This window comes from Achromobacter sp. SX5 (assembly GCF_056711425.1).
This window is the reverse complement of record NZ_CM160041.1, coordinates 2,066,574-2,088,998: the sequence shown is the minus strand read 5'-3', so window position 1 is coordinate 2,088,998 and position 22,425 is coordinate 2,066,574. Positions and strand designations below refer to the sequence as shown.

Genomic DNA, 22,425 nt, shown 5'->3' with positions numbered 1-22,425 from the left:
TTACTGCAGCTTGATCTGCGCGCGCTCGATCACCGTCTTCCAGCGGTCGCGCTCGGTGCGGATCTGCGCGCCGAACTCGGCCGGCGTGTTGCCCAGCGGGAACGCGCCGGTCTCTTCCATCTTGGCCGCCGTCGCCGGATCGCGCACCGCCTGGGCGAAGGCCTGCGCCAGCTTGTCGCGCACCTCGTCGGGCATGCCGGCCGGCCCCACCACGCCGTACCAGGCGGTCACGTCGTAGTCCTTGTAGCCCTGCTCCGCGAAAGTCGGCACGTCCGGCAGGCGCGGATTGCGCTGCGTGCCCGTAATGGCCAGCGCGCGCAGGTGGTTGCTCTTCAGGTACGGCAGCGAGGACGGGAAATTGTCGAAGATCACCGGCACCACGCCGCCCACGGTGTCGGTCAGCGCCGGCGCCGAGCCGCGGTACGAGATGCTGTTCATCTTGCCGCCGATGAGCTGCAGGAACCAGATCATGCCCAGGTCGTTGACCCCGCCGGCGCCCGCGTTGGCGTAGCCGTCCTTGCCGGGATTGGCGCGCACGTGCGCCACGAAGTCGGCCAGCGTGCGGGCCGGATATTCCGGGTTCACGCTGAGGATGTTGGGGCTGGTGACCAGGTTGCTGATGGGCGTGAAATCCTTGACCGGGTCGTAGGCCAGCTTGGGAAACAGGTGCGGCGCGGTGCCGTGCGTGCTGACGGTGGCCAGCCCCACGGTGTAGCCGTCGGGTTTGGCGCGCGCCGTGGCCGTCATGCCTATGGTGCCGGAGGCGCCCGTGCGGTTCTCGACCACGACCTGCTGGCCGAGGATCTCGCCCGCCTTGGCCGCCGCCAGCCGGCCGACGATATCGGTGGGCCCGCCCGCCGGGAACGGCACGATCAGGGTGATGGGACGGTCGGGAAAGGCCGCCTGGGCGGCGGGCAGCACGGCGGCCAGCGCCAGGGCGATGCAGGTCTTGCGCAACATGATGCTTGTCTCCTGTGAAGGATGGTGGATGTCGTTATCGGTGGGAATCGGCCGCGGGCTGCGCCATCGCCTCGCGCCGCAGGATGCGGCCGGGGCGCGGCTGCCCGGCCAGCGGCGGATGGACCTGGCGGCCGTTGACCAGCACCTGCTCGACGCCGGCCGAGGCCAGCGTCGGCGCCTCCCAGGTGGCGCGGTCCTCGACGGTGTCGGCGTCGAACACCACGATGTCGGCCCAGGCGCCCTCCGTGAGCTGGCCGCGCCCGGCCAGGCCGAACACGCGCGCCGGCAAGGCGGTCATCTTGGCGACCGCCTCCTCCAGCGTCAGCAGCCGGGCCTCGCGCACGTAGCGGCCCAGCACCCGCGTGAAGCTGCCCCACAGGCGCGGGTGCGGATGCGCGTCGTTGGGCAGGCCGTCGGAGCCGACCATGCAGCGCTCGTGCCGGAAAATGCGCTGCACCTCGGCTTCGTCCATGGCGAAGTAGATCGCGCCCGCCGGGCACAGGCGGCGCGCCGCCGTGGTCTTGTCGCAGCCCCATTGCGCCGCGATGTCGCTCAGGTAGCGCCCGCCGCATTCGGGATGCGGGGTCGACCAGGTAATGCGGATGTCGTCGATGAGGTCGGCGCGCTCCGGAATCAGGATGGTGGAGCTGCCCGGATACGGGTAGATGTCCAGCGCCACGTCCACGCCCTCGGCGCGCGCGCGGTCGATATTGGCCAGCGTCGCGCGGCTCTTGCCCCAGTTGCGCGGCAGCATGCACTTGTGGTGCGAGAGCACGGTGGCGCAGCCGGTGCTGCGGCCCACTGACAGCACCTCTTCGACCGCGGCCTCGACCTCGTCGCCCTCGTTGCGGATATGGCTGGTGTGCATGGCGCCGCGCGCGGCCGCCACCCGGGCCAGCCCTTCCAGCTCCGGCGGCTGCGCGGCGCCGCCCGGCTGGTACGCCAGCCCGGTGCTGAATCCCACCGCGCCCGCTTCCAGGGCGGCCTCCAGCATGCGCTCCATGGCCAGCTGCTCGTCGGCCGTGGGCTGGGCCGCCGGGTCGCGCATGGCGGCCAGGCGCAGGTTGGCGTGCCCCACCAGGGCCGCCACGTTGATCATGGGCTGCTGCGCGCGCAGTTCGCCGAAATAGGCGTCCATGTCGGCGAACAGCGGCGTCTCGCCCAGCAGCGCCAGCGCCGCCGCGGTATTGCCGGGCAGCGGCGCGGGCGCGCCGCTGACGCCGCAATTGCCCACCACCACCGTGGTGATGCCCTGGCTAGTCTTCCATTCCAGGCCGGGCCGCTCCACGAACATCAGGTCGTCATGGCCGTGCACGTCGATGAATCCGGGCGCCACGATCTTGCCGCGGGCGTCCACGCGCCGCGCCGCGGCGGCCTGCGCCAGGTCTCCGATCGCGGCGATGCGCTCGCCCGACACGCCCACGTCGGCCCGGCGCCGCGGGCCGCCCAGCCCGTCGATGACCCAGCCGCCTTCGATGATGAGGTCCAGAGTGTGCTGCCGCATTGCCTATCCTGCCCGGGGAACGAAAACGCCTAGTATCGGCGCACGGATCAATCTGGGAAAATTGTTTTTATTGATCCATCTATCGTGATTTGAAATGAATCGCCTGCCCAAGCACGTCACGCTCAAGCACCTGACCGCCTTCGTCGCGGTGGCGCAGGAATCCAGCTTCACGCATGCCGCCAAGCGCCTGTTCCAGACCCAGTCCTCGGTCACCGGCCTGGTGCAGCAGCTGGAGGAAGCGCTCGCCACGCAGCTGTTCGCGCGCACCAGCCGGCGCGTGCTGCTCACGGCGGCGGGCGAGGCCTTCCTGCCCGGCGTGATGCGGCTGCTGGCGGATTTCGACGGGGTGATCGAGGACGTGGTGCGCTTCGGCGCGCTGGAGCGCGGACGCGTGGGCGTGGCGGCCGCGCCGTCGGCCATCACCCAGATCATCGCGCCGGCGTCAGCCGCGTTCTGCGCCCGGCATCCCGGCGTGCGCCTGTACCTGAGCGACGACAACTCCGGCCGCATCCAGCGCAAGGTCGCGGCGCGCGAAGTCGATTTCGGCCTGACCAGCCGCTGGGCCGACGCGCCCGGGCTGCATTTCGACGCCGTGCTGGAAGACCGTTTCGGCGTGCTGTACCGCGAGGACGACCCGGCGCTGCGCCCCGGCCGCGGCGGCACGATGCGCTGGTCCGACCTGGCGCCGCGCAAGCTGGTGGGCGTGGTCGACGAGACCGGCATCATGGCCTTGCTGCGCGCCCGCGCCGACCTGCCGATCGAAGCGGCCGCGCCGTTCTACGAGGCGTCCAGCACCACTTCGCAGGCCGCGCTGGTCAAGGCCGGGCTGGGCGTGGCGCTATTGCCCGCGCTGGCCGCCCAGCGCGTGCTGGAGCCGGGGCTGGCCTACGCGCTGCTGGCGCGGCCCACGGTGATGCGCACGGTCTGCATCATCCGGCCCAAGGAATATCCGTTGAGCCCGGCCGCCGAGGGACTGATCGGGGCGATCCGGGATTATCTGCGCACGGCGGAGCTGCCGGCGGGGTGCAGGCGGGTGGGGTGACCGCCCGCACTCCTTACTTGGCCGCGCGCAGCTTCTCGTCCAGGGCCGCCAGGCCCGCGGCGAACACGCCCTGGCCCACGGCCTTGGCCACGTCGCTCAGTTCCGCGCCTTCGACGCGGAAATCGGCCCACCACTGCACCAGCGTCTGGCCGCCTTCGGTGACGGGATGCAGCGACACGCCGGCGACGTAGTCGCGCATGGGCAGGTCGGTCTCGATGATGGAATAGCGCAGCGCCGTGCCGGGATCGTCCAGCATCAGCAATTGCTCGCGCACGAAACCCGAGGGCTTGAGCGTCAGGTACCGCACGCTGCCCACGGCGTCGTGGCGGCCGCCCTCTTCCAGGCGGCTTTCGGCGATGCCGGGATGCCAGGCGGCCAGGCCGTTGAAGTCGCGGAAGCTGGCCCAGACCTTCTGAAGCGGCGCATGGATGATGGCGCTGACGTGCACGGTGTGCGGCATACGGACTCCTGCGGGCGCGCGGCCCTGTGTGGTGACGGGATCAGAAAGTCAGGTTCTTGAACTCGCGCGTGGCGGCGGTCAGGGCCTGTTCGGTGGGCAGGCGCTCCATGGAACTGGCGCCGTAGAAGCCGTGGCAGTGCTTGCAGGCGCGCAGCACGTGCAGGGCGTCGGCGGGCGTGGCGATGGGGCCGCCATGGCACAGCACGATGACGTCCGGGCGCACGGCCAGCGCGGCGGCGGCGATGCGGTCGATGGCCGCCACGCAGTCGTCCAGCGTCAGGGCCGTTTCCGCGCCGATCGAGCCGCCGGTGGTCAGGCCCATGTGGGCCACGATGATGTCGGCCCCCGCGCGCGTCATCGCCACGGCGTCGTCTTCATTGAACACATAGGGCGTGGTCAGCATGCCCTTCTTGTGCGCCAGGCGGATCATGTCCACTTCCAGCGCGTAGCCCATGCCGGTCTCTTCCAGGTTGGCGCGGAAATTGCCGTCGATCAGGCCCACGGTGGGAAAATTCTGCACGCCGGCGAAGCCCTGGCGCTTGAGGTCGTCGAGGAACACGTCGAAATCGCAGAACGGATCGGTGCCGTTCACGCCGGCCAGCACCGGCGTCTTTTTGACCACCGGCAGGACTTCGCGCCCCATCTCCACCACGATCTCGTTGGCGTTGCCGTAGGCCAGCAGACCGGCCAGCGAGCCGCGGCCCGCCATGCGGTAGCGGCCCGAGTTGTAGATCACGATCAGGTCGATGCCGCCCGCTTCCTCGCACTTGGCCGACAGGCCGGTGCCCGCGCCGCCGCCCACGATGGGCGTGCGCGCGCGCACCATGGCGCGGAACTTGTCCAGTAGCTCGTTGCGGTCAAAACGCGGCATGGCGGCAATCCTCAGTGTGTAGCGATTTCAAGATAGTGTTCGACCGCCGTCTTGGCGAACAGCGGATCGTTGATGTGGCAAGGCACGCGCACCAGCCGGCGCTGCCCGGTCTGCTTGAGATTGGCCTCCAGCGCCCCGAACAGCGCGGCGTCGGCCTGCGGGTCCCAGAACGCCTGCCCCGGCGCGTCCAGCGCGGATACCCCGCCCTCCGGGATCAGGAAGCGCACCGGCCCCTGGCACTGGTTCAGTCTGGCCGCGATCCACTCGCCCTGGCGCGCGTTTTCCTCGACGGTGGTGCGCATCAGCGTCACCTGCGGGTTGTGGGGATAGAACTTGCGGCCCCGGTAGCGTTCCGGAACCGTCTCCATCGCGCCGAAGTTCACCATGTCGAGCGCGCCGCAGGAACCCACGTAGGGCGCGCCCGTGCGGGCCACGGCGCCGAAGCGGTCCTCGGTGCAGGCCAGCACGCCGCCGAACAGCAGGTCGCAGACTTCGGTGGTGGTCAGGTCCAGCACGCCGGCCAGCAGGTGGCTGTCGAGCAGCTTTTCCATCGACTGCCCGCCGGTGCCGGTGGCATGGAACACCAGGCAGTCGTAGCGCGACTCCAGCAGCGGCACCACCTGCTGCACGCAGGGCGTGGTCACGCCGAACATCGTGATGCCCAGCGCGGGCCGGCCGTCGTCCGGCGCAGCGCTGGCCGCCTGCCGGAACGCGCCGCCGATGGCGCCTGCGGCATTGCCCAGCACCCGCCGCGAAATGCGGTTCAGCCCCGCGACGTCGGTCACCGAATACATCATGGCGATGTCCGACGGCCCCACATAGGGCGCCACATTGCCCGACGCCATGGTCGAGACCATCAGCTTGGGGGTGCCGATGGGCAGCGCGCGCATGGCCGGCGTGATCAGCGCGGTGCCGCCCGATCCGCCCAGCCCCAGCATCGCGCCGATATCGGCGCGCCCGGCGGCGTAGCGTTCGAAGGCCTGCGCCATGGCGGCGATGGCGGTGCCGCGGTCGCCGGTGAACACCGCCGCCGTCCCCTGCGGGTGGCTGGCGGCGACCTCCTGGGCCTGCACCTGGGCGGCGCTGGCCGCGCCCGAGGTGGACACGTCCAACGACACCACGTCCAGCCCCTGCCCCTTAAGCAGCGCCACCACGTAGTCGGCTTCCTGGCCCTTGGTGTCGTAAGTGGCGGCCACGTAGACCCGCCGGTTCGAATGCGTCATGACTCCTCCGCGGGCGGCTACACTCGGTGCGCGCCTCGATATGTGGGGCCGCGAGGCCTGTAGAATCTAGAAATGAGACGAAAGAATCATACTGAGACACCTGTCTCACGTCAAACCCGATCCCCCGCCCGCAAAGCGCCCGCCGGGGCCGCGGCGGCCCGCCTGATCGCCCCCGCCAGCCCCCAGGCCGCGGCCAGCGGCGAGCCTCCGCACGGCCCGCGCGCGCGCATGCGCAAAACCCTGCTGGACACGGCCCAGCGCCTGATGGCGCAGGGCATCACGCCTTCGGTGGCCGAACTGGCCGGGCACGCCCAGGTCTCGCGCGCCACCGCCTACCGCTATTTCCCCAGCCAGAGCGCGCTGATCGCCGCGGTGGTGGACGAAAGCCTGGGGCCCATCCTGGCCTGGGACTCGGCCGCGCCCGACGCGTCCACGCGCGTGGACGAGCTGCTGCGCTTCGCCTATCCGCGGCTGGAATCGCACGAGGCGCCGCTGCGCGCCGCCATCATGGTGTCCCTGCAGCAGCACGCCGAGGCCAGCGCCGGACGCGCCGGCGCGGAACCCCGGCTGGTGCGCGGCCACCGCGTCGACATCCTGAAGCGCGCCATCGCGCCGCTGGCCGGCCGGCTCACGCCGGCGCAGCAGGACCGCGTGGCCCAGGCGCTGTCGCTGGTGTACGGCACCGAGGTATTCCTGGTGCTGAAGGACATCTGGAAACTGGAACTGCCCGAGGTCACCGAAGTCGCGCGCTGGACGGCCCGCGCCATCATCGAGCAGGCGCTGGCCGAAGCGGATGGGCGCGGGAAGTAGCCCGGCTACGCGCGCGACTTGCGGTGGCTGCGAAACAGCAGGTGCGTGGAAGCCAGATGGAAGCGCACCGCGATCTGGGCGCACTCCGCGTCGCGCGCGCGCAGCGCGGCGATGATCTGGCGGTGATGCTCCACGCTGCGCAGCATGTCGTCCCTGGTGTAGAAGTAGAACGAGCCGATGATGATCGGCATATCGAGCAGGCTTTCCACCATGGAGCGCACCCGGGCCGATTGCGCGGCGTTCAGCAGCGCGTGATGGAACTGGTTGTTGTAGTGCTGCACGCGCGCCACGCTGTCGGGGTCGTTGGAATTGACCGCGTCCAGCATGCACTGGTTGATGCGCTCCAGTTCGAGGATCTGTTCAGGGGTCGCGCGTTCGGCCGCCGCCTTGGCCGAATACGGTTCCAGCAGCATGCGTAGTTCGAACGCTTCGTCGATGTCGCGGTCCTGCCAGCCCAGCACCACCGCGCCGCGCCGGCCTTCGTGCTTGACCAGGCCGTCGGCCACCAGGCGCTCGATGGCGCTGCGCACCGGCGTGCGGCTGACGGAAAGCTCGGCCGCGATATGCTCTTCGCGCAGCCGCTCGCCCGGCATGAAAGCGCCCGCCATCAAGCGGCGGCGCAGCTCTCCATAGACGTAATCGCGGGCGCTGGACATGGTGGCGCGAGGCTCCGGAACAAGGTAGTCGAACTATACCGGAAGGCCATGCGGGGCATGGCGCTGCGCCAGCCGCTCCAGGAACCTGGGCCAGACCTCCGGATTCAACAGCCGCGCCGGGCGGCGGCCCGCCAGCATCGCGGCGATCTGGGCCGCGGACCCTTGCGCCACCTTGCGCCGGCCTTCGTGCGTCACGCCGCCCGTGTGATAGGTCGCCACCACGTCGGGACGCAGCAGCAGCGGGTGGTCCGGCGGCGGCGGCTCCTGGCTCCAGACGTCCAGGCCGGCGCCCGCCAGCCGTCCGTCCCGCAGCGCCGCCAGCAGCGCGTCTTCGTCGTGGATGCCGCCGCGCGCGGTGGAAATGAAAAGCGCGCCTGGCTTCATCCGCCCGAACTGCTCGGCCCCGAACATGCCGCGCGTCTCGCCGTTCAACGGACAGTGCAGGCTGACGACGTCGGCCGCGTCGAGCAGCGCCGCCAGGTCCGCCGGCTCGGCGCCGCGGCGTCGGATTTCCCCGGCCGGCAGCAGCGGATCGCAAGCGAGGACGCGCATGCCGAAACCGGCGGCGGCGCGCGCCACTCTGGCGCCGATTTCGCCGATGCCCACCAGGCCCAGCACCCGGCCTTCGATTTCATGCCCCATCAGCGCCTCGCGCGTGGCGGCGGTTCCCGCCAGCAGCGCGGCCTGGGAGGCGCGCAGGCGCTTGACCAGCGCCAGCAGCAAGGCGTAGGTCATTTCCGCCACCGAGGCCGCATTCGCGCCGGCCTGGTTGACCACGGCCACGCCGGCCCGCGTGCAGGCCGCCACGTCCACCGTGTCGTAGCCGGCGCCGCCGGAGGACACGCACAGCAACTGCGGGCATGCGGCCAGCAGGCTTTCCGACACCTGCCAGCGCGCGGGCACCTCGTCCTTGGCCGCGCTGACGTGGTAGGCGTGCGCGCCGGCCAGGCCGGCCGCCGTGACGGCGTCGCCATGCGCGGGCAGCACCTGCAGGGCGAGGCCCGGCTCGCGCCCGATGTCCGCGTCGAACGCCGGGTCGATCCACAGATCCAGCCGGGCCACGCGCATCGTGTCCTTCGGCCGCGGCGCTGCGCTCATGCCTGCCGCTCCGTGCAGCCCAGGGCTTTGAGCCTGGCGTCGATCCACGAGGTATCCAGCCTGCCGGCGGCGATGTCCGCCAGCATCTTGGTTTCCACTTCGTGCTTGGACGAGGCCGCCTGATAAAGCGCCTCGGTCTGCTCGTACGGGATCGACAGCAGGCCGTCGTCGTCTCCGACGATCAGGTCGTCCGGCGCGATCGTCATGCCGTCCAGCGCGATGACGCCATTGATCTCGCCCGGCCCGTCCTTGTAGGGTCCGCGGTGCGTCACGCCGGCCGCGTAGACCGGGAACGAGCCGCGCCGTATCGCGCCGCAGTCGCGGATGGCGCCGTTGATCACGATGCCGGCGAGGCCGCGCGCCTGCGCATAGCTGGTCATGATTTCGCCGATGATCGCGTTGGTCAGGTCGCCGCCCGCGTCCACCACGATCACGTCGCCCGGCTGGGCCAGCTCCAGCGCCTTGTGCACCAGCAGATTGTCGCCGGGCCGGGTGCGCACGGTCAGGGCCGGGCCGGCCATCGGACGGCCGTCGTGCATGGGCCGCAGGCGCGCGCCGCCCGCCGCCATGCGCGACATGCAATCGCTGATGTTGGCCACCGGAATGCCGCTGAACTTCTCCACGGTCTGCCTGCTCACCGCGCGCTTGCGGGCATGGATCTCAAAACCGATCATCTTTGCTCCTGTCTGGAAAATTGCGATGGCTCGCGGTCACTGCTTGGGAATGCCGGCGTCCTGCACGACCTTGCCGAAGATCTCGTGGTCGGCGCGGTGCTGGCGCGCCAGGTCGTCGGGCGTGCCCTTGAGGATGCTGTAGCCGGCGTCTTCCAGCTTCTTCACCAGTTCGGGGTTGGACTGCACGGCCTGCAGGGCCTGGTTCAGCGTGGCGACCACGTCGTCCGGCGTCTTGGCCGGCGCCATCAGGCCCCACCAGATCGACTGGTCCAGGCCCTTGAATCCGTTCTCCGCGAACGTCGGCACGTCGGGCAAGGCCGGCGCGCGGTCCTTGGCGACCACGGCCAGCGCGCGCACCTTGCCGCCGCGGATCTGCGGAAGCAGCGAAGCCACCGAGCCCACGTACATGTCGATCCGGCCGCTGGCCAGGTCCGGGAACGCCTGGCCCCAGCCGCGGTACGGCACGTGCATCAATTCGATGTTCGCGGCCTTGCGCCACAGATAGCCGGTCAGGTCGCCGGTGCCGCCGATGCCGGGAATGCCCAGCGAAACCTGGCCGGGGCGGGCCTGCGCCGCCTTGACCACGTCGGCCACCGTCTTGAACGGCGAGTCGGGCAGCACCACGAACACGCTGGGCGAAGTCGCCACCGGCCCGACCGGCCTGAAATCCTTGAAGGTGTCGTAGCTGAGCTTGTTGTAGAGCCAGGGGTTCAGCACGATGTTGTCGGTCTGGGCCATCACCAGCGTGTGGCCGTCGGGGCGGGCGCGGGCGGTGGCGTCCAGCGCCAGGTTGCCGCCGGCGCCGGGCTTGTTCTCCACCACCATGTTCCAGCCGCGGTCCTGGCCGATCGCGCTGGCCATCATGCGCGTCAGCGTGTCGGTGCCGCCGCCGGGCGGAAACGGGGAGATCAGGGTAATGGGCGCCGCGCCCATGTCGGCGGCGTTCACGGCGGCGCAGCCCAGCACGAGCGTGGCGGCCAACAGGTTCTTCAAGCGTTTCATCGTCTTCCTCACACGGTTTGATTTTTTTGACTGGCAGTTCCACGCGGCGCGCTCAACGCCGCTGCGCCAACGGCGCCAGCCAGGCCAGGCGCGCGTCCACCGAATCCGGCACGTCGAAATCGCCCCGGGCCCGGGCCGCGTCTATGCCGCGGCTGGTGCGCGCGAACAGCCGCTCCACGCCGTCGAGCACCAGCGGTTCCAGCCCGGCCTCGACCAGTTGCTCGCGCGCCTCGCGGACTTCGGCATGCCGGCGGCCGGCGTGCAACACGTGCGAACGGATGAAGGAATCCATGAAGGCGGTCAGCGGCGTGCGGTCGATGTCCGCCAGCACTTCGTAGAGCGAGGCGCGCAGCCCCATGGATTCGGCCGCCACCAGGCATTCCACCGCCAGGCTTTCCATGCCCTTGGTCATGATGCTGCGCAGCAGCTTCAGCCGCACGGCGTCGCCCGCCGCGCCGGCGATGGCGCGCGCCGGCGCCCCGCCGCTCTCGGCCAGGCGCAGCACGGCGTCGGCGCCCGTGCCGGCGCACAGCAAGGGCGTGCGCTCGGCCAGCAAGGCGATGGCGCCCATGATCGCCACGTCGGTGAAATCGATGCCCTGCGCGGCGGCGGCCGCCGCGGCGGCCTGCATGTCGGCCGCGCCGGCCGTGGTGAAGTCGGCGTAGACGGCGTCGGCGCGCATGTGGGGGAAGCTCTGCTGCGCCACCTCGCGCGCGGCGTGGCCGTACACGGCCGACACCACGATGTCGGCCTCGCGCAGCCAGGGTCCGGGCGCCGCGTGCAGTCCGGCGCCATAGCGGCGCGCGCGCGCGGTCATTTCCTCGTCCTGGCGCAGATCGCAGATGCCGGCCATTCGATGGCCGGCATCGGTCCACGCCTGCGCGTAGCAGGACCCCACTTCACCGCAACCCAGCAAGGCGATTTTCATTTCTATAAATACATAAAAAATACAATGATGCGTTTATAGAACGAAAATACGCAGAAACTTATCGGTAATAACCCGTAGTTTTAATACATTAAAAAAACAATATTGCCTCAAGCGCGGCGAGTCATGCCGGCCGAGATGGCGCGAGCCGTGCGGCACAGCGGCTCCAGGCACTGCTCGACCATCTGGTCGGCGGTGCGCACGCCCTGTATCCACACGATGTTCACGCAACCGTAGAGCCGCCCCGGCGCGGCCATGATGGGAACGGCGATGGCCTCCAGCCTGTCGTTCTGGTCCCTGCGCGGCTTGTCGTAGTCGCCGCCGAAGCGCTGCTCGCGCAGCCCGTAGCCCTGGCGGCGAGTCTGCTCCAGCATCCTGTCCACGGCGGCGCTATCGTGCGCCAGCGCGTCGCCCTCGCGGCGGCTGCGGCGCAGCGCCGCTAGGATCGACTCGCGCTCCTTGTCGGCGCAGAAGGCCAGATAGGCGCGGCCCACGGCGGAGCGCAGCATGTTGATCTGGAAGCCGATGTTGTCCCTGCGTATCGTGAAGTACGACTGGCTGCGGTTGGTCTCGCGCACGATCATCGCGCTGCCGCGGCGCACCGTCAGGTCCGACGGCCACAGCACCTTGGCCTGCAGGCGGTCCAGTTCGGGCGCCGCGCACTGGCCCAGCAGGTCCAGCACGCGCGCGCGCCGGCTGGGTTCGTTGAGCGAGCTGGCCGGACAGAAATAGTCGTCGGCGATCCGCCGCCAGATCAGGCCGCGCAATTGCAGCGTCGCCAGGATGCGCAGCAGCGTGGCCTTGGCGTAGCCGGTGCGCACGTGCAATTCCTGCAGGCTCGCGCCCTGCGAGGCGCGCACCTCGTCCAGCACGATCAGGCCGCGCTCCAGCGCGTCTATCGTCTTCACCTTCGGGGCCCAGCGGGTCATTGCGTCTGCCTTTTCCGCGCATCCGCGGATTTCACTCGGTGAAACTCTAGCAAAACCTGCTTGAGCCGCCCAGCCCGCTCCAAATATCGTGGCGTCTATCGCAGGCCGATGTGGCTGGCGAACCGGGACGAGAGGCTGGAATGGGCGGACAGGCTGTACGCAATGTGCTGTGGATCATGTGCGACCAACTGCGCTGGGACTATCTGTCCTGCTATGGACACCCGCGCCTGCGCACCCCCAACATCGACCGGCTGGCCGCCGAGGGCGTGCGTTTCGACAACGCCTTCGTGCAGGGCCCGGTCTGCGGCCCGTCGCGCATGTCCTACTACACCGGCCGCTACGTCACCAGCCACGGCGCGGTATGGAACTTCGTGCCCATGCCGGTCAGCGAACTGACGCTGGGCGATTACCTGAACCCGCTGGGCGTGCGCGTGGCGGTGGCCGGCAAGACGCACATGGAACCGGACATGGCCGGCCTGCGCCGCCTGGGGATCGACCCCGCCAGCGCCATCGGCACGCTGGCGATGGAAGGCGGATTCGAACCCTACGACCGCGACGACGGCATCTGGCCCGACGGCTTCAGCACCGAGGCGCACCGCTACGGCCAATACCTGCGCCAGCGCGGCTACGACGGCGCCAATCCCTGGCACGATCACGCCAACTCGGCGCTGGGCCAGAACGGCGAGATTCTGTCGGGCTGGAACATGCGCCACGCCGCCCTGCCCGCCCGCGTGCGCGAAGAGGACTCCGAAACGCCCTACATGACGCGGCGCGCGATCGAGTTCATCGAAGAAAGCGGCGACCGGCCCTGGGTACTGCACCTGTCCTACATCAAACCGCACTGGCCCTACGTCGCGCCGGCGCCCTATCACGCCATGTACTCGAAAGACGACGTGCAGGCCGTCAAGCGCAGCCCCCGCGAACTGGAGCATGCGCACCCCGTGCTGCAGGGCTACCGCCGCACGGAGGTGAGCCAGAGCTTCTCCCGCGACGAAGTGCGCGAGACCGTCATCCCCACCTACATGGGACTCATCAAGCAGGTGGACGACCAATTGGGCGTGCTGTTCGACTACCTGCGGCGCAGCGGACGCGACCGGGACACCATGATCATTTTCAGCAGCGACCACGGCGACTACCTGGGCGACCACTACATGGGCGAGAAGGAGCTCTTCCACGATTGCGTGGCCAAGGTGCCGCTCATCATCCGCCTGCCGGGCGACGGCGTGCCGCGCGGCGTCGTGGAATCGCGGCTGGTGGAAGCCATCGACCTGGTCCCCACGATCCTGGACGCCTACAAGGCGGACATCCCCGGCCACATTCTGGAAGGACGTTCGCTGCTGCCGCTATTGCAGGGCAATGCCCCGGCCGAGTGGCGCAACGCCGTGTACTCGGAAAACGACTATGCGTTCCGCGACTGCGTGCGCGAACCGCTGAACCGGCCCGCCGACGGCTGCCACGCCTACATGGTGCGCGACCACGACTGGAAGTACGTGCATTTCGAGGGCTTGCGTCCGCAGCTCTTCGACCTGCGCGCCGACCCCGACGAATTCGACGACCTGGGCGCGGACCCCGCTTACGCCGCCGTCCGTGAGCGTTACCAGGCCCTGCTGTTCGAGTGGCTGCGCAACCGCCGGATACACCCCACGGTCAGCGGCGAGACGATGGCGGCATGGACGCGCAAGGAGGAGTCGACAGGCATCCATATCGGCAGGTGGTGACACAGCGCGCCCGCACCAGGGCGCCTGAAAAAAAACATACGGAAGGAGACAACATGAAATCGCAGCTACTTGCGCTGGCGGCCTGTATCGCCGCCGGCACAGGACCGTACGCCCATGCGCAGGACGACTGGCCGGCGCGCCCCATCCGCGTGGTGGTGGCGTTTCCGGCGGGCTCGCCCGGCGACACGGCCGCGCGCATCGTGGCCGAGGCGGTCGGACAGACGCTCAAGCAGCCCCTCGTCGTGGAAAACCGCCCCGGCGCGGGCGGCAATATCGGCGCGGAAGCGGTGGCCCGGGCGGCCGCCGACGGCTACACCTTTCTGCAGGCGCCCGATACGGTGGTCACCATCAACCCGGCCATCTATCGCAAGCTCAATTTCAAGGCCGAGGACCTGACGCCGGTCGTGGCGCTGGCCAACTTCAACCAGATGCTGGTGTGCGGCCCCTCGTCCGGCCTGCGCACGCTGGCCCAGCTCGACGCCGAGGCCAGAAAGGCGCCCGGCGCGCTCAGCTACGCGTCCGGCGGCCAGGGCGTGCCCGGCCATCTGGCGATGGAGCTGTACCTGTCCGGCGCGGGCCTCAACGTCATGCACGTCCCGTACAAAGGGCCGTCGCCGGCCACCCAGGACGTGCTGGCGGGCCAGGTGCCCTGCGGCTACCTCGCCTCGCCCGTGGTCGCGTCCTACGTGTCCGCCGGCAAGCTGAACGGGCTGGCGGTATCGGGCGACACGCGCTCGGTGCAGGCGCCGGACGTGCCCACCATGCAGCAGGCCGGCGTCGCGGGCTACGACGCCACCTTCCGAGAAATGCTGTTCGCGCCCAAGGGCACGCCGGCGGCCATCGTCAACCGCATGAACGACGCGGTGGCGCAGGCCCTGGCCCGGCCGGACGTCAAGCAGAAGCTGCAGGCCAACGACCTGGACCCGCGTCCGGAATCGCCCGAGCAGACGGCCAGCCGGTTGCGCGACGACATCGCCAAATGGAACGCCGTCATCCAGAAGATTCACCTGCAGGTGAACTGAACCTGAACGATATTGGAGACCCCATGAACACGACCGCAACGCCCACCGTCTTCGGCTCGCTGAAGAACTACCGGAAAGGCTCTATCGAGATCACCACCGGATCGCCCCGCCACTATGTGTTTTCCAACATATTCGAAGTGGCCGACGGCGCCGCGCCCTACGAGAAGATCGTCGTGGGCAAGAACCTGGAGTACGTCATCGAGACCGTGCGGGCCGAAGGCGTGTCGCCCTGGTACGTCTGCAGCCACGACGAGTTCGCCATCCTCATGGACGGCGTGGCGCAGGTCGAATTCCTGGCCCTGGACCAGCCGCCGGCCGCGGGCGAAGGCGCCGTGCTCGCGGGCGAAAACCTCGCCGGCCGGCCGATGGGACACGTGAAGCTGGGCCGCGGACACCAGTGCCTGCTGCCCGCGGGCTGCGCCTACCGCTTCACCGCCGCGCTGCCGGGCGTCCTGCTGCTGCACACCCGCCTGGGCGAACTGTCCGTCGAGAAGTGGGCGGACATCTGCCTGCAGTAGCCCTCCGCCCTCCCCCACGATTCTTTCCATCTGGAGAACCGACATGGCCCAGCTCGCCACCGATACCCCCGCCCCCGCTTTCGCCGCCGACAAGGTCCAGGCCAGCGCCGCCGACGCCGCGACCGGCTACAAGCGCTTCGATCTCGGCGCCTTCACCTTCACCCGCGACGAATACTTCGCCAAGATTCACTGGCCGGCCAACGGCCAGACGCGCACCCACGCCATGCCCGCCGACGCGTTCCTGCGCGCCCTGATGCGGGACGTGGCCTGGGGCTTCTTCTACGGCTGGGTGAACTTCGACCACGTATTCGGCACCCGCAACCACTACGGCAAGGTCGACGTCTACGCCGGCTCGTTCAACGGCGTCATGAAGGCGGCCGGCGTGGACTACACCGAGACCTTCGACACCCCGCTCATCATGGCCACGTTCAAGGCCATGCTGCACGACTGGACCAACGAAGGTTTCGATCCCTTCGCCGCGCCGGAAGAAACCGGCACCGCCTTCGGCCGCAAGCACGGCGACAACGCGGACGCCATCGAACGTTCGCGGATCGCCACCCGGCGCATGCCCGGCCTGCCCGGGGATTCGCCCCTGCGCGACGACCTGCCGGTCAACCGCGCGTTCGCGGACGTGACCCAGGAAGAGCCGGAGGTCCACGTCGAACCCGGCTTCGAAGGCCAGCTGCACGCCTTCAACCTGTTCAAGTACCTGTCGCGCTCGGACGTGACCTGGAACCCCTCGGTCACCTCGGTGTGCGGCGCCAGCCTGTTCTGCCCCACGACCGAGGAGTTCATCCTGCCGGTGTTCCACGGCAACGACCGGGTGGAATGGTTCCTGCAGCTGTCCGACGAGATCGTCTGGGACATCGGCGACAAGGAAACCGGCGCGCCGCGCGCGCGGGTCACGATGCGCGCCGGCGACGTCTGCGCCATGCCGGCCGACATCCGCCACCAGGGCTATTCGACCAAGCGCTCCATGCTGCTGGTCTGGGAGAACGCCACGCCCGACCTGCCCCAGCGCTACGAAAGCGGCGAACTCCCGCCGTATCCGGTCGCCTTCTGAGCCTTACCCACACTCTTCAGCGAATCATCAACCATGCAGAACAAACTCTTCATCGACGGCAAGTTCGTGGACGCGGCCGCCGGCGGCACCATCGACGTGCTGAATCCTTACGACGGCGCCCTCATCACCGCCATCGCCGCCGCCGAGGCGGCCGACGTGGACCGCGCCGTCGCAGCGGCGCAGCGCGCGTTTCCCGCCTGGTCGCGGATGGCGGCGGCCGACCGCGGACACCTGTTGCTCAAGCTCGCCGACAGGATCGAAGCCAACGCCGAAGAGCTGGCGCAGCTGGAAACCCTGGACACCGGCCATCCCATCCGCGATACGCGCGGCCTGGACGTGCCGCGCACCGCCGCCTGCTTCCGCTACTTCGGCGGCATGGCCGACAAGCTGCTGGGCAGCGTCATCCCGGTGGAAGCGGGCTTTCTGAACTACGTGCAGCGCGCGCCGATCGGCGTGGTGGGCCAGATCGTGCCGTGGAACTTCCCGCTGATGTTCACCAGCTGGAAAATGGGCCCGGCCCTGGCCGCCGGCAACACCGTCGTGATCAAGCCGTCGGAGCTCACGCCGCTGTCGACGCTGCGCATCGCCGAACTCATGGCCGAGGTCGGCTTTCCCGATGGCGTCGTCAACGTGGTCCCGGGCTATGGCCATACCGCCGGCCAGCGCCTGGCCGAGCATCCGGACGTGGGCAAGATCGCCTTCACCGGCTCGACCGCCACCGGCCGGCGCATCGTCGAGGCGTCCAAGGGCAACCTCAAGCGCGTGCAGCTCGAACTGGGCGGCAAGGGCGCCAACATCGTCTTCGAGGACGCCAACCTCGACGCCGCGGTCAACGGTGCGGCCTGGGCTATCTTCCACAACCAGGGCCAGGCCTGCATCGCCGGCTCGCGGCTGATGCTGCACGACAGGATCGCCGACGAATTCCTCGAACGCTTCACCCGGCTGGCGAACTCCATCCGCCTGGGCGATCCGCGCTCGCCCGACACGGAAATGGGCCCGCTGACCTCGGCGCAGCATCGCGACAAAGTGCTGTCCTACGTGCAGATCGCCACCGAACAGGGCGGGCGCGTGCTGGCCGGCGGCAAGGCGCCCGACGGGGCGCTGTCCGCGGGCTATTTCGTGGCCCCGACGGTGGTGGAGGCCAAACCGCAGGACCGCGTCGCGCAGGAAGAAGTCTTCGGCCCCTTCGTCACCGTGCTGCGCTTCGGCAGCGACGAAGAAGCCGTCGCCATCGCCAATGCGACCGACTACGGGCTGGGCAGCGGGCTGTGGACGCGCGACCTGGCGCGCGCGCACAAGGTCGCGGACGCCATCCGCGCCGGCATGTGCTGGATAAACTGCTACAAACGGGTGAATCCGGGCAGTCCCTTCGGCGGCATGGGCCAGTCCGGCTATGGCCGCGAGATGGGCTTCGAGGCCATGCACGACTACACCGAGGCCAAGTCCGTCTGGGTGAATGTGGACGCCGCGGTGCCGCCCTACTTCAAGCGTTGAGCCATCGACAGGAGTCCCCCATGAACACCGCCACCCGAGACCCGGAAGCCGTCCTCACCGAAACCGTCCTCGACACCTTCGCCCGGACGCCGGACCCGCGGCTGCGCCAGCTGATGCAGTCGCTGGTGCGCCACCTGCATGCCTTCGTCTCGGACGTGGAACCGACCGAAGCCGAATGGATGGCGGCCATCCGGTTTCTGACCGAAACGGGGCAGATCTGTGACGGCGTGGTGCGGCAGGAGTTCATCCTGCTGTCCGACACGCTGGGCGTCTCCATGCTGGTCGACGCCATCAACCACCGCAAGCCGGGCCACGCCACCGAAAGCACCGTGTTCGGCCCCTTCTACATCGCCGGCATGCCGGACCGGGCCGCGGGCGAGGACATGGCGCAGACGCCCGGCGAGCCGGCGCTGGTTCATGGGTACGTCCGCGACACCGAGGGCCGGCCGCTGGCCGGCGCCGTGCTCGATGTGTGGCAGACGGCCGCCAACGGCATGTACTCCGGCCAGGACACGGCCCAGCCCGAAGGCAACCTGCGCGGCCGCTATCGCGCGGACGACACCGGCTACTACGCGATACGCACCATCCTGCCGGTGTCCTATCCCATTCCGGGAGACGGACCCGTGGGCCGCATGATGGCGGCCACCGGCCGGCACATCTTCCGGCCCGCCCACCTGCATTTCATGATCGAGGCGCCGGGCCACCAGACGCTGGTCACGCACCTGTTCAATGCCGGCGATCCCTACCTCGCCTCCGACGCCGTGTTCGGCGTCAAGCCGTCGCTGGTGGTGCAGTACGAGCCGCGCGGCGCGGACTCGCCGCTGGCGGCGCGCTACGGATTCCGGTCGGGGTTCCACGAGGGGCAATATGACTTCGTGCTGCCGCGAGCCTGAACAACGCGCCGGGGCGCTATGCCGGGTCGAAGACGTGCCCGACGGCGGATCGCGCACGGTCAGCGCGGGCGCGCAGTCCGTGATCCTGGTGCGGCGGGGGGACGCGGTATGGGGCTACCTGAACCGCTGCCCGCACTTCTCCATCACGCTGGGCGCGGCGCATGGCGGCGTGCTGACCTACGAAGGCCGGGTGATGATGTGCGCCCACCATTCGGCCCTGTTCCGCTTCGAGGACGGCCAGTGCATAGAAGGCCCATGCCAGGGCGCGGCGCTGGACCCGTACCCGGTGCGCATTGCGGCGGGGGTGGTGTACCCGGCGTAGGATGGGTGCAGCGCGAGAATCCTTGAGCAAGAACCCAATCTTCCAGCGCGCGAAACCCATCAGGCGGCGAAAGCCGCCGCCTTTCGTGGCAAGAAAAAAAAGCCGGCTTACGCCGGCTGATGGGTTTCGCGCGTTCGGCGTCCGCGTTCTCGCCTTTACCCTGCCGCGCTGCACCCATCCTACGCTCAAGAACGCCTCCCCGTAGGATGGGTACAGCGCGAGAATCCTTAAGCAAGAACTCAACCATCAAGCGCGCGAAACCCATCAGGCGGCACCAGCCGCCGCCTTTCGTCGCAAGCGCAAAAAGCCCGACCGACGGGTTACGCGCGTTTTGGCGGTCTCCCGTAGGATGGGTGCAGCGCGAGAATCCTTAAGCAAGAACCCAATCTTCCAGCGCGCGAAACCCATCAGGCGGCGAAAGCCGCCGCCTTTCGTGGCAAGAAAAAAAAGCCGGCTTACGCCGGCTGATGGGTTTCGCGCGTTCGGCGCGAGAGTTCTTCTACGGGAACTCTCGCGCTGCACCCATCCTACTGCAGGGTGCGCGTGAAGACGAACTGGCCGTCCTGCCAGTCCACCGGCACCACGTCGCGCGGGCCGAAGCGGCCTTCGAGGATCAGCTTCGCGACCGGGTTTTCGATCTGCTGCTGGATCGCGCGCTTCAAGGGGCGCGCGCCGAACACCGGATCGAAGCCGGAGCGGGCCAGTTCGGCCAGCGCGGGTTCGCTGACCTCCAGGCGCATTTCCTGGCGCTCCAGGCGCTCGCCGAGGCGGCGCAGCTGGATGCGGGCGATCGATTCGATGTGCTGCGCTTCCAGGCCATGGAACACGACCACCTCGTCGATGCGGTTGAGGAACTCCGGACGCAGGGTCTGCTTGAGTTCGTCCCACACCACTTCCTTGACCACTTCGTAGGGCTTGCCCGCCAGGCTCTGGATATGGTGCGAGCCCAGGTTGGAAGTCATCACGATGACGGTGTTGCGGAAGTCCACGGTGCGGCCCTGGCCGTCGGTCAGGCGGCCGTCGTCCAGCACCTGCAGCAGCACGTTGAAGACGTCCGGGTGCGCCTTTTCCACTTCGTCCAGCAGCACCACGCTGTACGGCTTGCGGCGCACGGCCTCGGTCAGGTAGCCGCCCTCTTCGTAGCCCACGTATCCCGGCGGCGCGCCGATCAGCCGCGCCACAGAGTGCTTCTCCATGAATTCGCTCATGTCGATGCGGATCATGTGCTCTTCGGAGTCGAACAGGAATTCCGCCAGTGCGCGCGTCAGCTCGGTCTTGCCCACGCCGGTGGGGCCCAGGAACAGGAACGAGCCGTAGGGGCGCGACGGGTCCGCCAGGCCGGCGCGCGAACGCCGGATCGCGTCGGACACCAGGCGCACGGCCTCGTCCTGGCCGACCACGCGCTTGTGCAGGTATTCCTCCATGTGCAGCAGCTTCTCGCGTTCGCCCTGCATCATCTTGGACACCGGGATGCCGGTGGCACGCGACACGACCTCGGCGATTTCCTCGGCGCCGACGCGGGTGCGCAGCAGGCGCGGACGCCCTTCGCCGCCCTCGGCTTCCTCGGCGGCTTCGGCCGCGCCCACTTCCGCCGCCTTCAGTCGCGCCTCAAGGTCGGGCAGCTTGCCGTACTGCAGCTCGGCCAGCTTGTCGAACTGGCCCTTGCGCTGCAGTTCCGCCATCTCGGCGCGCACGCTGTCGATCTCTTCCTTGATGGCCTGCGTGCCCTGCACGGCGGCCTTCTCGGCCTTCCAGATTTCCTCGAAGTCGTTGTATTCGCGCTGCAGCTTTTCGAGCTCGTCCTCGATCGCGCCCAGGCGGCGCTTGGAAGCGTCGTCGGTTTCCTTCTTGACGGCCTCGCGCTCGATCTTGAGCTGGATGATGCGGCGGTCCAGCTTGTCCATCACTTCCGGCTTGGAATCGATTTCCATGCGGATGCGCGCGCCGGCCTCGTCGATCAGGTCGATGGCCTTGTCGGGCAGGAAGCGGTCGGTGATGTAGCGGTGCGACAGCTCGGCCGCGGCCACGATGGCCGGGTCGGTGATCTCGACGCCGTGGTGGATTTCATAGCGTTCCTGCAGCCCGCGCAGGATGGCGATGGTGGACTCCACGTCCGGTTCGTCGACCAGCACCTTCTGGAAGCGCCGCTCCAGCGCCGCGTCCTTTTCGATGTACTTGCGGTATTCGTCCAGCGTGGTCGCGCCGATGCAGTGCAGCTCGCCGCGCGCCAGCGCCGGCTTGAGCATGTTGCCGGCGTCCATCGCGCCCTCGGCCTTGCCCGCGCCCACCATGGTGTGCAGCTCGTCGATGAAGACGATGTTGCTGCCGTCGTCCTGGGCCAGCTCCTTGAGCACGGCCTTCAGGCGCTCTTCGAATTCGCCGCGGAACTTGGCGCCGGCCAGCAGCGCGGCCAGGTCCAGCGACAGCACGCGCTTGCCGCGCAGGGTTTCCGGCACCTCGTCGTTGACGATGCGCTGCGCCAGGCCTTCGACGATGGCGGTCTTGCCCACGCCGGGTTCGCCGATCAGCACCGGGTTGTTCTTGGTGCGGCGCTGCAGGATCTGGATGGTGCGGCGGATTTCGTCGTCGCGGCCGATGACCGGGTCGAGCTTGCCCTGGCGGGCGCGCTCGGTCAGATCCATGGTGTACTTGGACAGGGCTTCGCGGTTGGATTCGCCTTCGGCGGCGGACACGTTCTCGCCGCCGCGCACGGCCTCGATCGCGGCTTCCAGGGCCTTTTTCTGCAGGCCCGCCTCGCGCAGGATGCGGCCGGCCTCGCCCTTGTCGTCGGCCAGGGCCAGCAGGAACAGCTCGCTGGCGATGTAGGTGTCGCCGCGGCGCGCGGCTTCCTTGTCGGTGCGGGTGAGCACGCCCTGCAGGTCGCGGCCGACCTGGACGTTGTCTTCGCCCTGCACCTGCGGCAGGGACTTCAGGGCGCTGTCGATGGCCGGCTGCAGCCGGTTCACCGCCACGCCGGCCCGCGCCAGCAGGCTGCCGGCGCCGCTGTCGGCATCCGACAGCAGGGCCGAGAGCACGTGGATGGGCTCGATGTAGGGGTGGTCATTGCGCGCGGCCAGACTCTGGGCGTCGGCCAGGGCTTGCTGGAACTTGGTGGTGAGTTTGTCGAATCGCATAATGGTCTATTGGCTTGTGGGGGAGCCTGACCGATACATGCCGGCGGGCTCGATAAGCTGAATATGCGGCCGGGTGCCCGAATTTCAACACCGTGCGCGCGCCATGG

Annotated in this window: 21 protein-coding genes; 9 read left to right on the top strand and 12 right to left on the bottom strand. The window is 69.0% G+C overall.

The features are described from left to right. Both AC1M14_RS09885 and AC1M14_RS09880 read right to left on the bottom strand, forming a co-directional pair. Window positions 1-960: a tripartite tricarboxylate transporter substrate binding protein BugE gene (locus tag AC1M14_RS09885; protein ID WP_168202099.1), complete on the bottom strand. Its 960-nt coding sequence runs from the start codon at window positions 958-960 to the stop codon at window positions 1-3. Between the two features lie 34 nt (window positions 961-994). Beyond that, on the bottom strand, window positions 995-2,464 hold the full coding sequence (locus AC1M14_RS09880; protein ID WP_479731501.1) for an N-acyl-D-amino-acid deacylase family protein: 1,470 nt from the start codon (window positions 2,462-2,464) through the stop codon (window positions 995-997). A 94-nt stretch (window positions 2,465-2,558) separates the two neighbouring features. On the opposite strand from AC1M14_RS09880, the gene AC1M14_RS09875 reads away from it, so the two are divergent. Further along, complete coding sequence (locus tag AC1M14_RS09875; RefSeq protein WP_102772219.1) at window positions 2,559-3,506, top strand: LysR family transcriptional regulator; 948 nt, start codon at window positions 2,559-2,561, stop codon at window positions 3,504-3,506. Window positions 3,507-3,519: 13 nt separating this feature from the next. Here AC1M14_RS09875 and AC1M14_RS09870 read toward each other — a convergent pair whose 3' ends face one another. Genes AC1M14_RS09870 through AC1M14_RS09860 form a run of 3 tightly spaced genes read right to left on the bottom strand, consistent with a single transcriptional unit; the run spans window position 3,520 to window position 6,060 of the window. Next, complete coding sequence (locus AC1M14_RS09870; RefSeq protein ID WP_102772220.1) at window positions 3,520-3,966, bottom strand: SRPBCC family protein; 447 nt, start codon at window positions 3,964-3,966, stop codon at window positions 3,520-3,522. 40 nt (window positions 3,967-4,006) lie between these two features. Continuing rightward, the gene (locus tag AC1M14_RS09865) at window positions 4,007-4,837 is read right to left on the bottom strand and encodes a phosphoenolpyruvate hydrolase family protein (RefSeq protein WP_111824760.1); all 831 of its coding nucleotides are present in this window, start codon (window positions 4,835-4,837) and stop codon (window positions 4,007-4,009) included. An 11-nt stretch (window positions 4,838-4,848) separates the two neighbouring features. After that, entirely contained in the window at window positions 4,849-6,060 is a 1,212-nt protein-coding gene (locus AC1M14_RS09860) for a Tm-1-like ATP-binding domain-containing protein (protein ID WP_479731500.1), read from the bottom strand. 162 nt (window positions 6,061-6,222) lie between these two features. On the opposite strand from AC1M14_RS09860, the gene AC1M14_RS09855 reads away from it, so the two are divergent. After that, the gene (locus AC1M14_RS09855; RefSeq protein ID WP_102772830.1) at window positions 6,223-6,870 is read left to right on the top strand and encodes a TetR/AcrR family transcriptional regulator; all 648 of its coding nucleotides are present in this window, start codon (window positions 6,223-6,225) and stop codon (window positions 6,868-6,870) included. A 5-nt stretch (window positions 6,871-6,875) separates the two neighbouring features. On the opposite strand, the gene AC1M14_RS09850 is transcribed toward AC1M14_RS09855, so the two are convergent. The 6 genes from AC1M14_RS09850 to AC1M14_RS09825 form a co-directional block, all read right to left on the bottom strand. Beyond that, window positions 6,876-7,526, bottom strand: a complete 651-nt coding sequence (locus tag AC1M14_RS09850) for a GntR family transcriptional regulator (protein WP_102772223.1) — start codon at window positions 7,524-7,526, stop codon at window positions 6,876-6,878. Window positions 7,527-7,559: 33 nt separating this feature from the next. Beyond that, a complete protein-coding gene (locus AC1M14_RS09845) occupies window positions 7,560-8,624 on the bottom strand; it encodes an NAD(P)-dependent oxidoreductase (RefSeq protein ID WP_479731499.1) in 1,065 nt (354 codons plus the stop codon). Continuing rightward, on the bottom strand, window positions 8,621-9,298 hold the full coding sequence (locus tag AC1M14_RS09840; RefSeq protein ID WP_479731498.1) for an RraA family protein: 678 nt from the start codon (window positions 9,296-9,298) through the stop codon (window positions 8,621-8,623). The genes AC1M14_RS09845 and AC1M14_RS09840 overlap by 4 nt, the downstream gene beginning before the upstream one ends. A 36-nt stretch (window positions 9,299-9,334) precedes the next feature. Next, complete coding sequence (locus AC1M14_RS09835) at window positions 9,335-10,300, bottom strand: Bug family tripartite tricarboxylate transporter substrate binding protein (RefSeq protein ID WP_102772226.1); 966 nt, start codon at window positions 10,298-10,300, stop codon at window positions 9,335-9,337. 52 nt (window positions 10,301-10,352) lie between these two features. Then, the gene (locus tag AC1M14_RS09830) at window positions 10,353-11,228 is read right to left on the bottom strand and encodes a DUF1932 domain-containing protein (protein WP_479731497.1); all 876 of its coding nucleotides are present in this window, start codon (window positions 11,226-11,228) and stop codon (window positions 10,353-10,355) included. A 107-nt stretch (window positions 11,229-11,335) separates the two neighbouring features. Further along, entirely contained in the window at window positions 11,336-12,154 is an 819-nt protein-coding gene (locus AC1M14_RS09825; protein ID WP_108627526.1) for an IclR family transcriptional regulator domain-containing protein, read from the bottom strand. A gap of 140 nt (window positions 12,155-12,294) precedes the next feature. Between AC1M14_RS09825 and AC1M14_RS09820 the strand changes: the two genes are divergently transcribed. The 7 genes from AC1M14_RS09820 to AC1M14_RS09790 are packed head-to-tail and all read left to right on the top strand — an operon-like array spanning window position 12,295 to window position 19,184. After that, complete coding sequence (locus tag AC1M14_RS09820) at window positions 12,295-13,872, top strand: alkaline phosphatase family protein (RefSeq protein WP_111824754.1); 1,578 nt, start codon at window positions 12,295-12,297, stop codon at window positions 13,870-13,872. 53 nt (window positions 13,873-13,925) lie between these two features. After that, on the top strand, window positions 13,926-14,894 hold the full coding sequence (locus tag AC1M14_RS09815) for a Bug family tripartite tricarboxylate transporter substrate binding protein (protein WP_479731495.1): 969 nt from the start codon (window positions 13,926-13,928) through the stop codon (window positions 14,892-14,894). A gap of 23 nt (window positions 14,895-14,917) precedes the next feature. Next, the gene (locus AC1M14_RS09810) at window positions 14,918-15,412 is read left to right on the top strand and encodes a cupin domain-containing protein (protein ID WP_209165290.1); all 495 of its coding nucleotides are present in this window, start codon (window positions 14,918-14,920) and stop codon (window positions 15,410-15,412) included. Window positions 15,413-15,455: 43 nt separating this feature from the next. Then, the gene (locus AC1M14_RS09805) at window positions 15,456-16,475 is read left to right on the top strand and encodes a hydroxyquinol 1,2-dioxygenase (protein ID WP_479731494.1); all 1,020 of its coding nucleotides are present in this window, start codon (window positions 15,456-15,458) and stop codon (window positions 16,473-16,475) included. Window positions 16,476-16,508: 33 nt separating this feature from the next. Beyond that, on the top strand, window positions 16,509-17,969 hold the full coding sequence (locus AC1M14_RS09800; RefSeq protein ID WP_111824752.1) for an aldehyde dehydrogenase family protein: 1,461 nt from the start codon (window positions 16,509-16,511) through the stop codon (window positions 17,967-17,969). A 20-nt stretch (window positions 17,970-17,989) separates the two neighbouring features. Continuing rightward, window positions 17,990-18,862: an intradiol ring-cleavage dioxygenase gene (locus tag AC1M14_RS09795; RefSeq protein WP_479731493.1), complete on the top strand. Its 873-nt coding sequence runs from the start codon at window positions 17,990-17,992 to the stop codon at window positions 18,860-18,862. Then, a complete protein-coding gene (locus tag AC1M14_RS09790) occupies window positions 18,837-19,184 on the top strand; it encodes a Rieske 2Fe-2S domain-containing protein (RefSeq protein ID WP_209165288.1) in 348 nt (115 codons plus the stop codon). The genes AC1M14_RS09795 and AC1M14_RS09790 overlap by 26 nt, the downstream gene beginning before the upstream one ends. 527 nt (window positions 19,185-19,711) lie before the next feature. Here AC1M14_RS09790 and clpB read toward each other — a convergent pair. After that, a complete protein-coding gene (gene clpB / locus AC1M14_RS09785) occupies window positions 19,712-22,318 on the bottom strand; it encodes an ATP-dependent chaperone ClpB (protein ID WP_102772235.1) in 2,607 nt (868 codons plus the stop codon). Window positions 22,319-22,425: the final 107 nt, after the last annotated feature.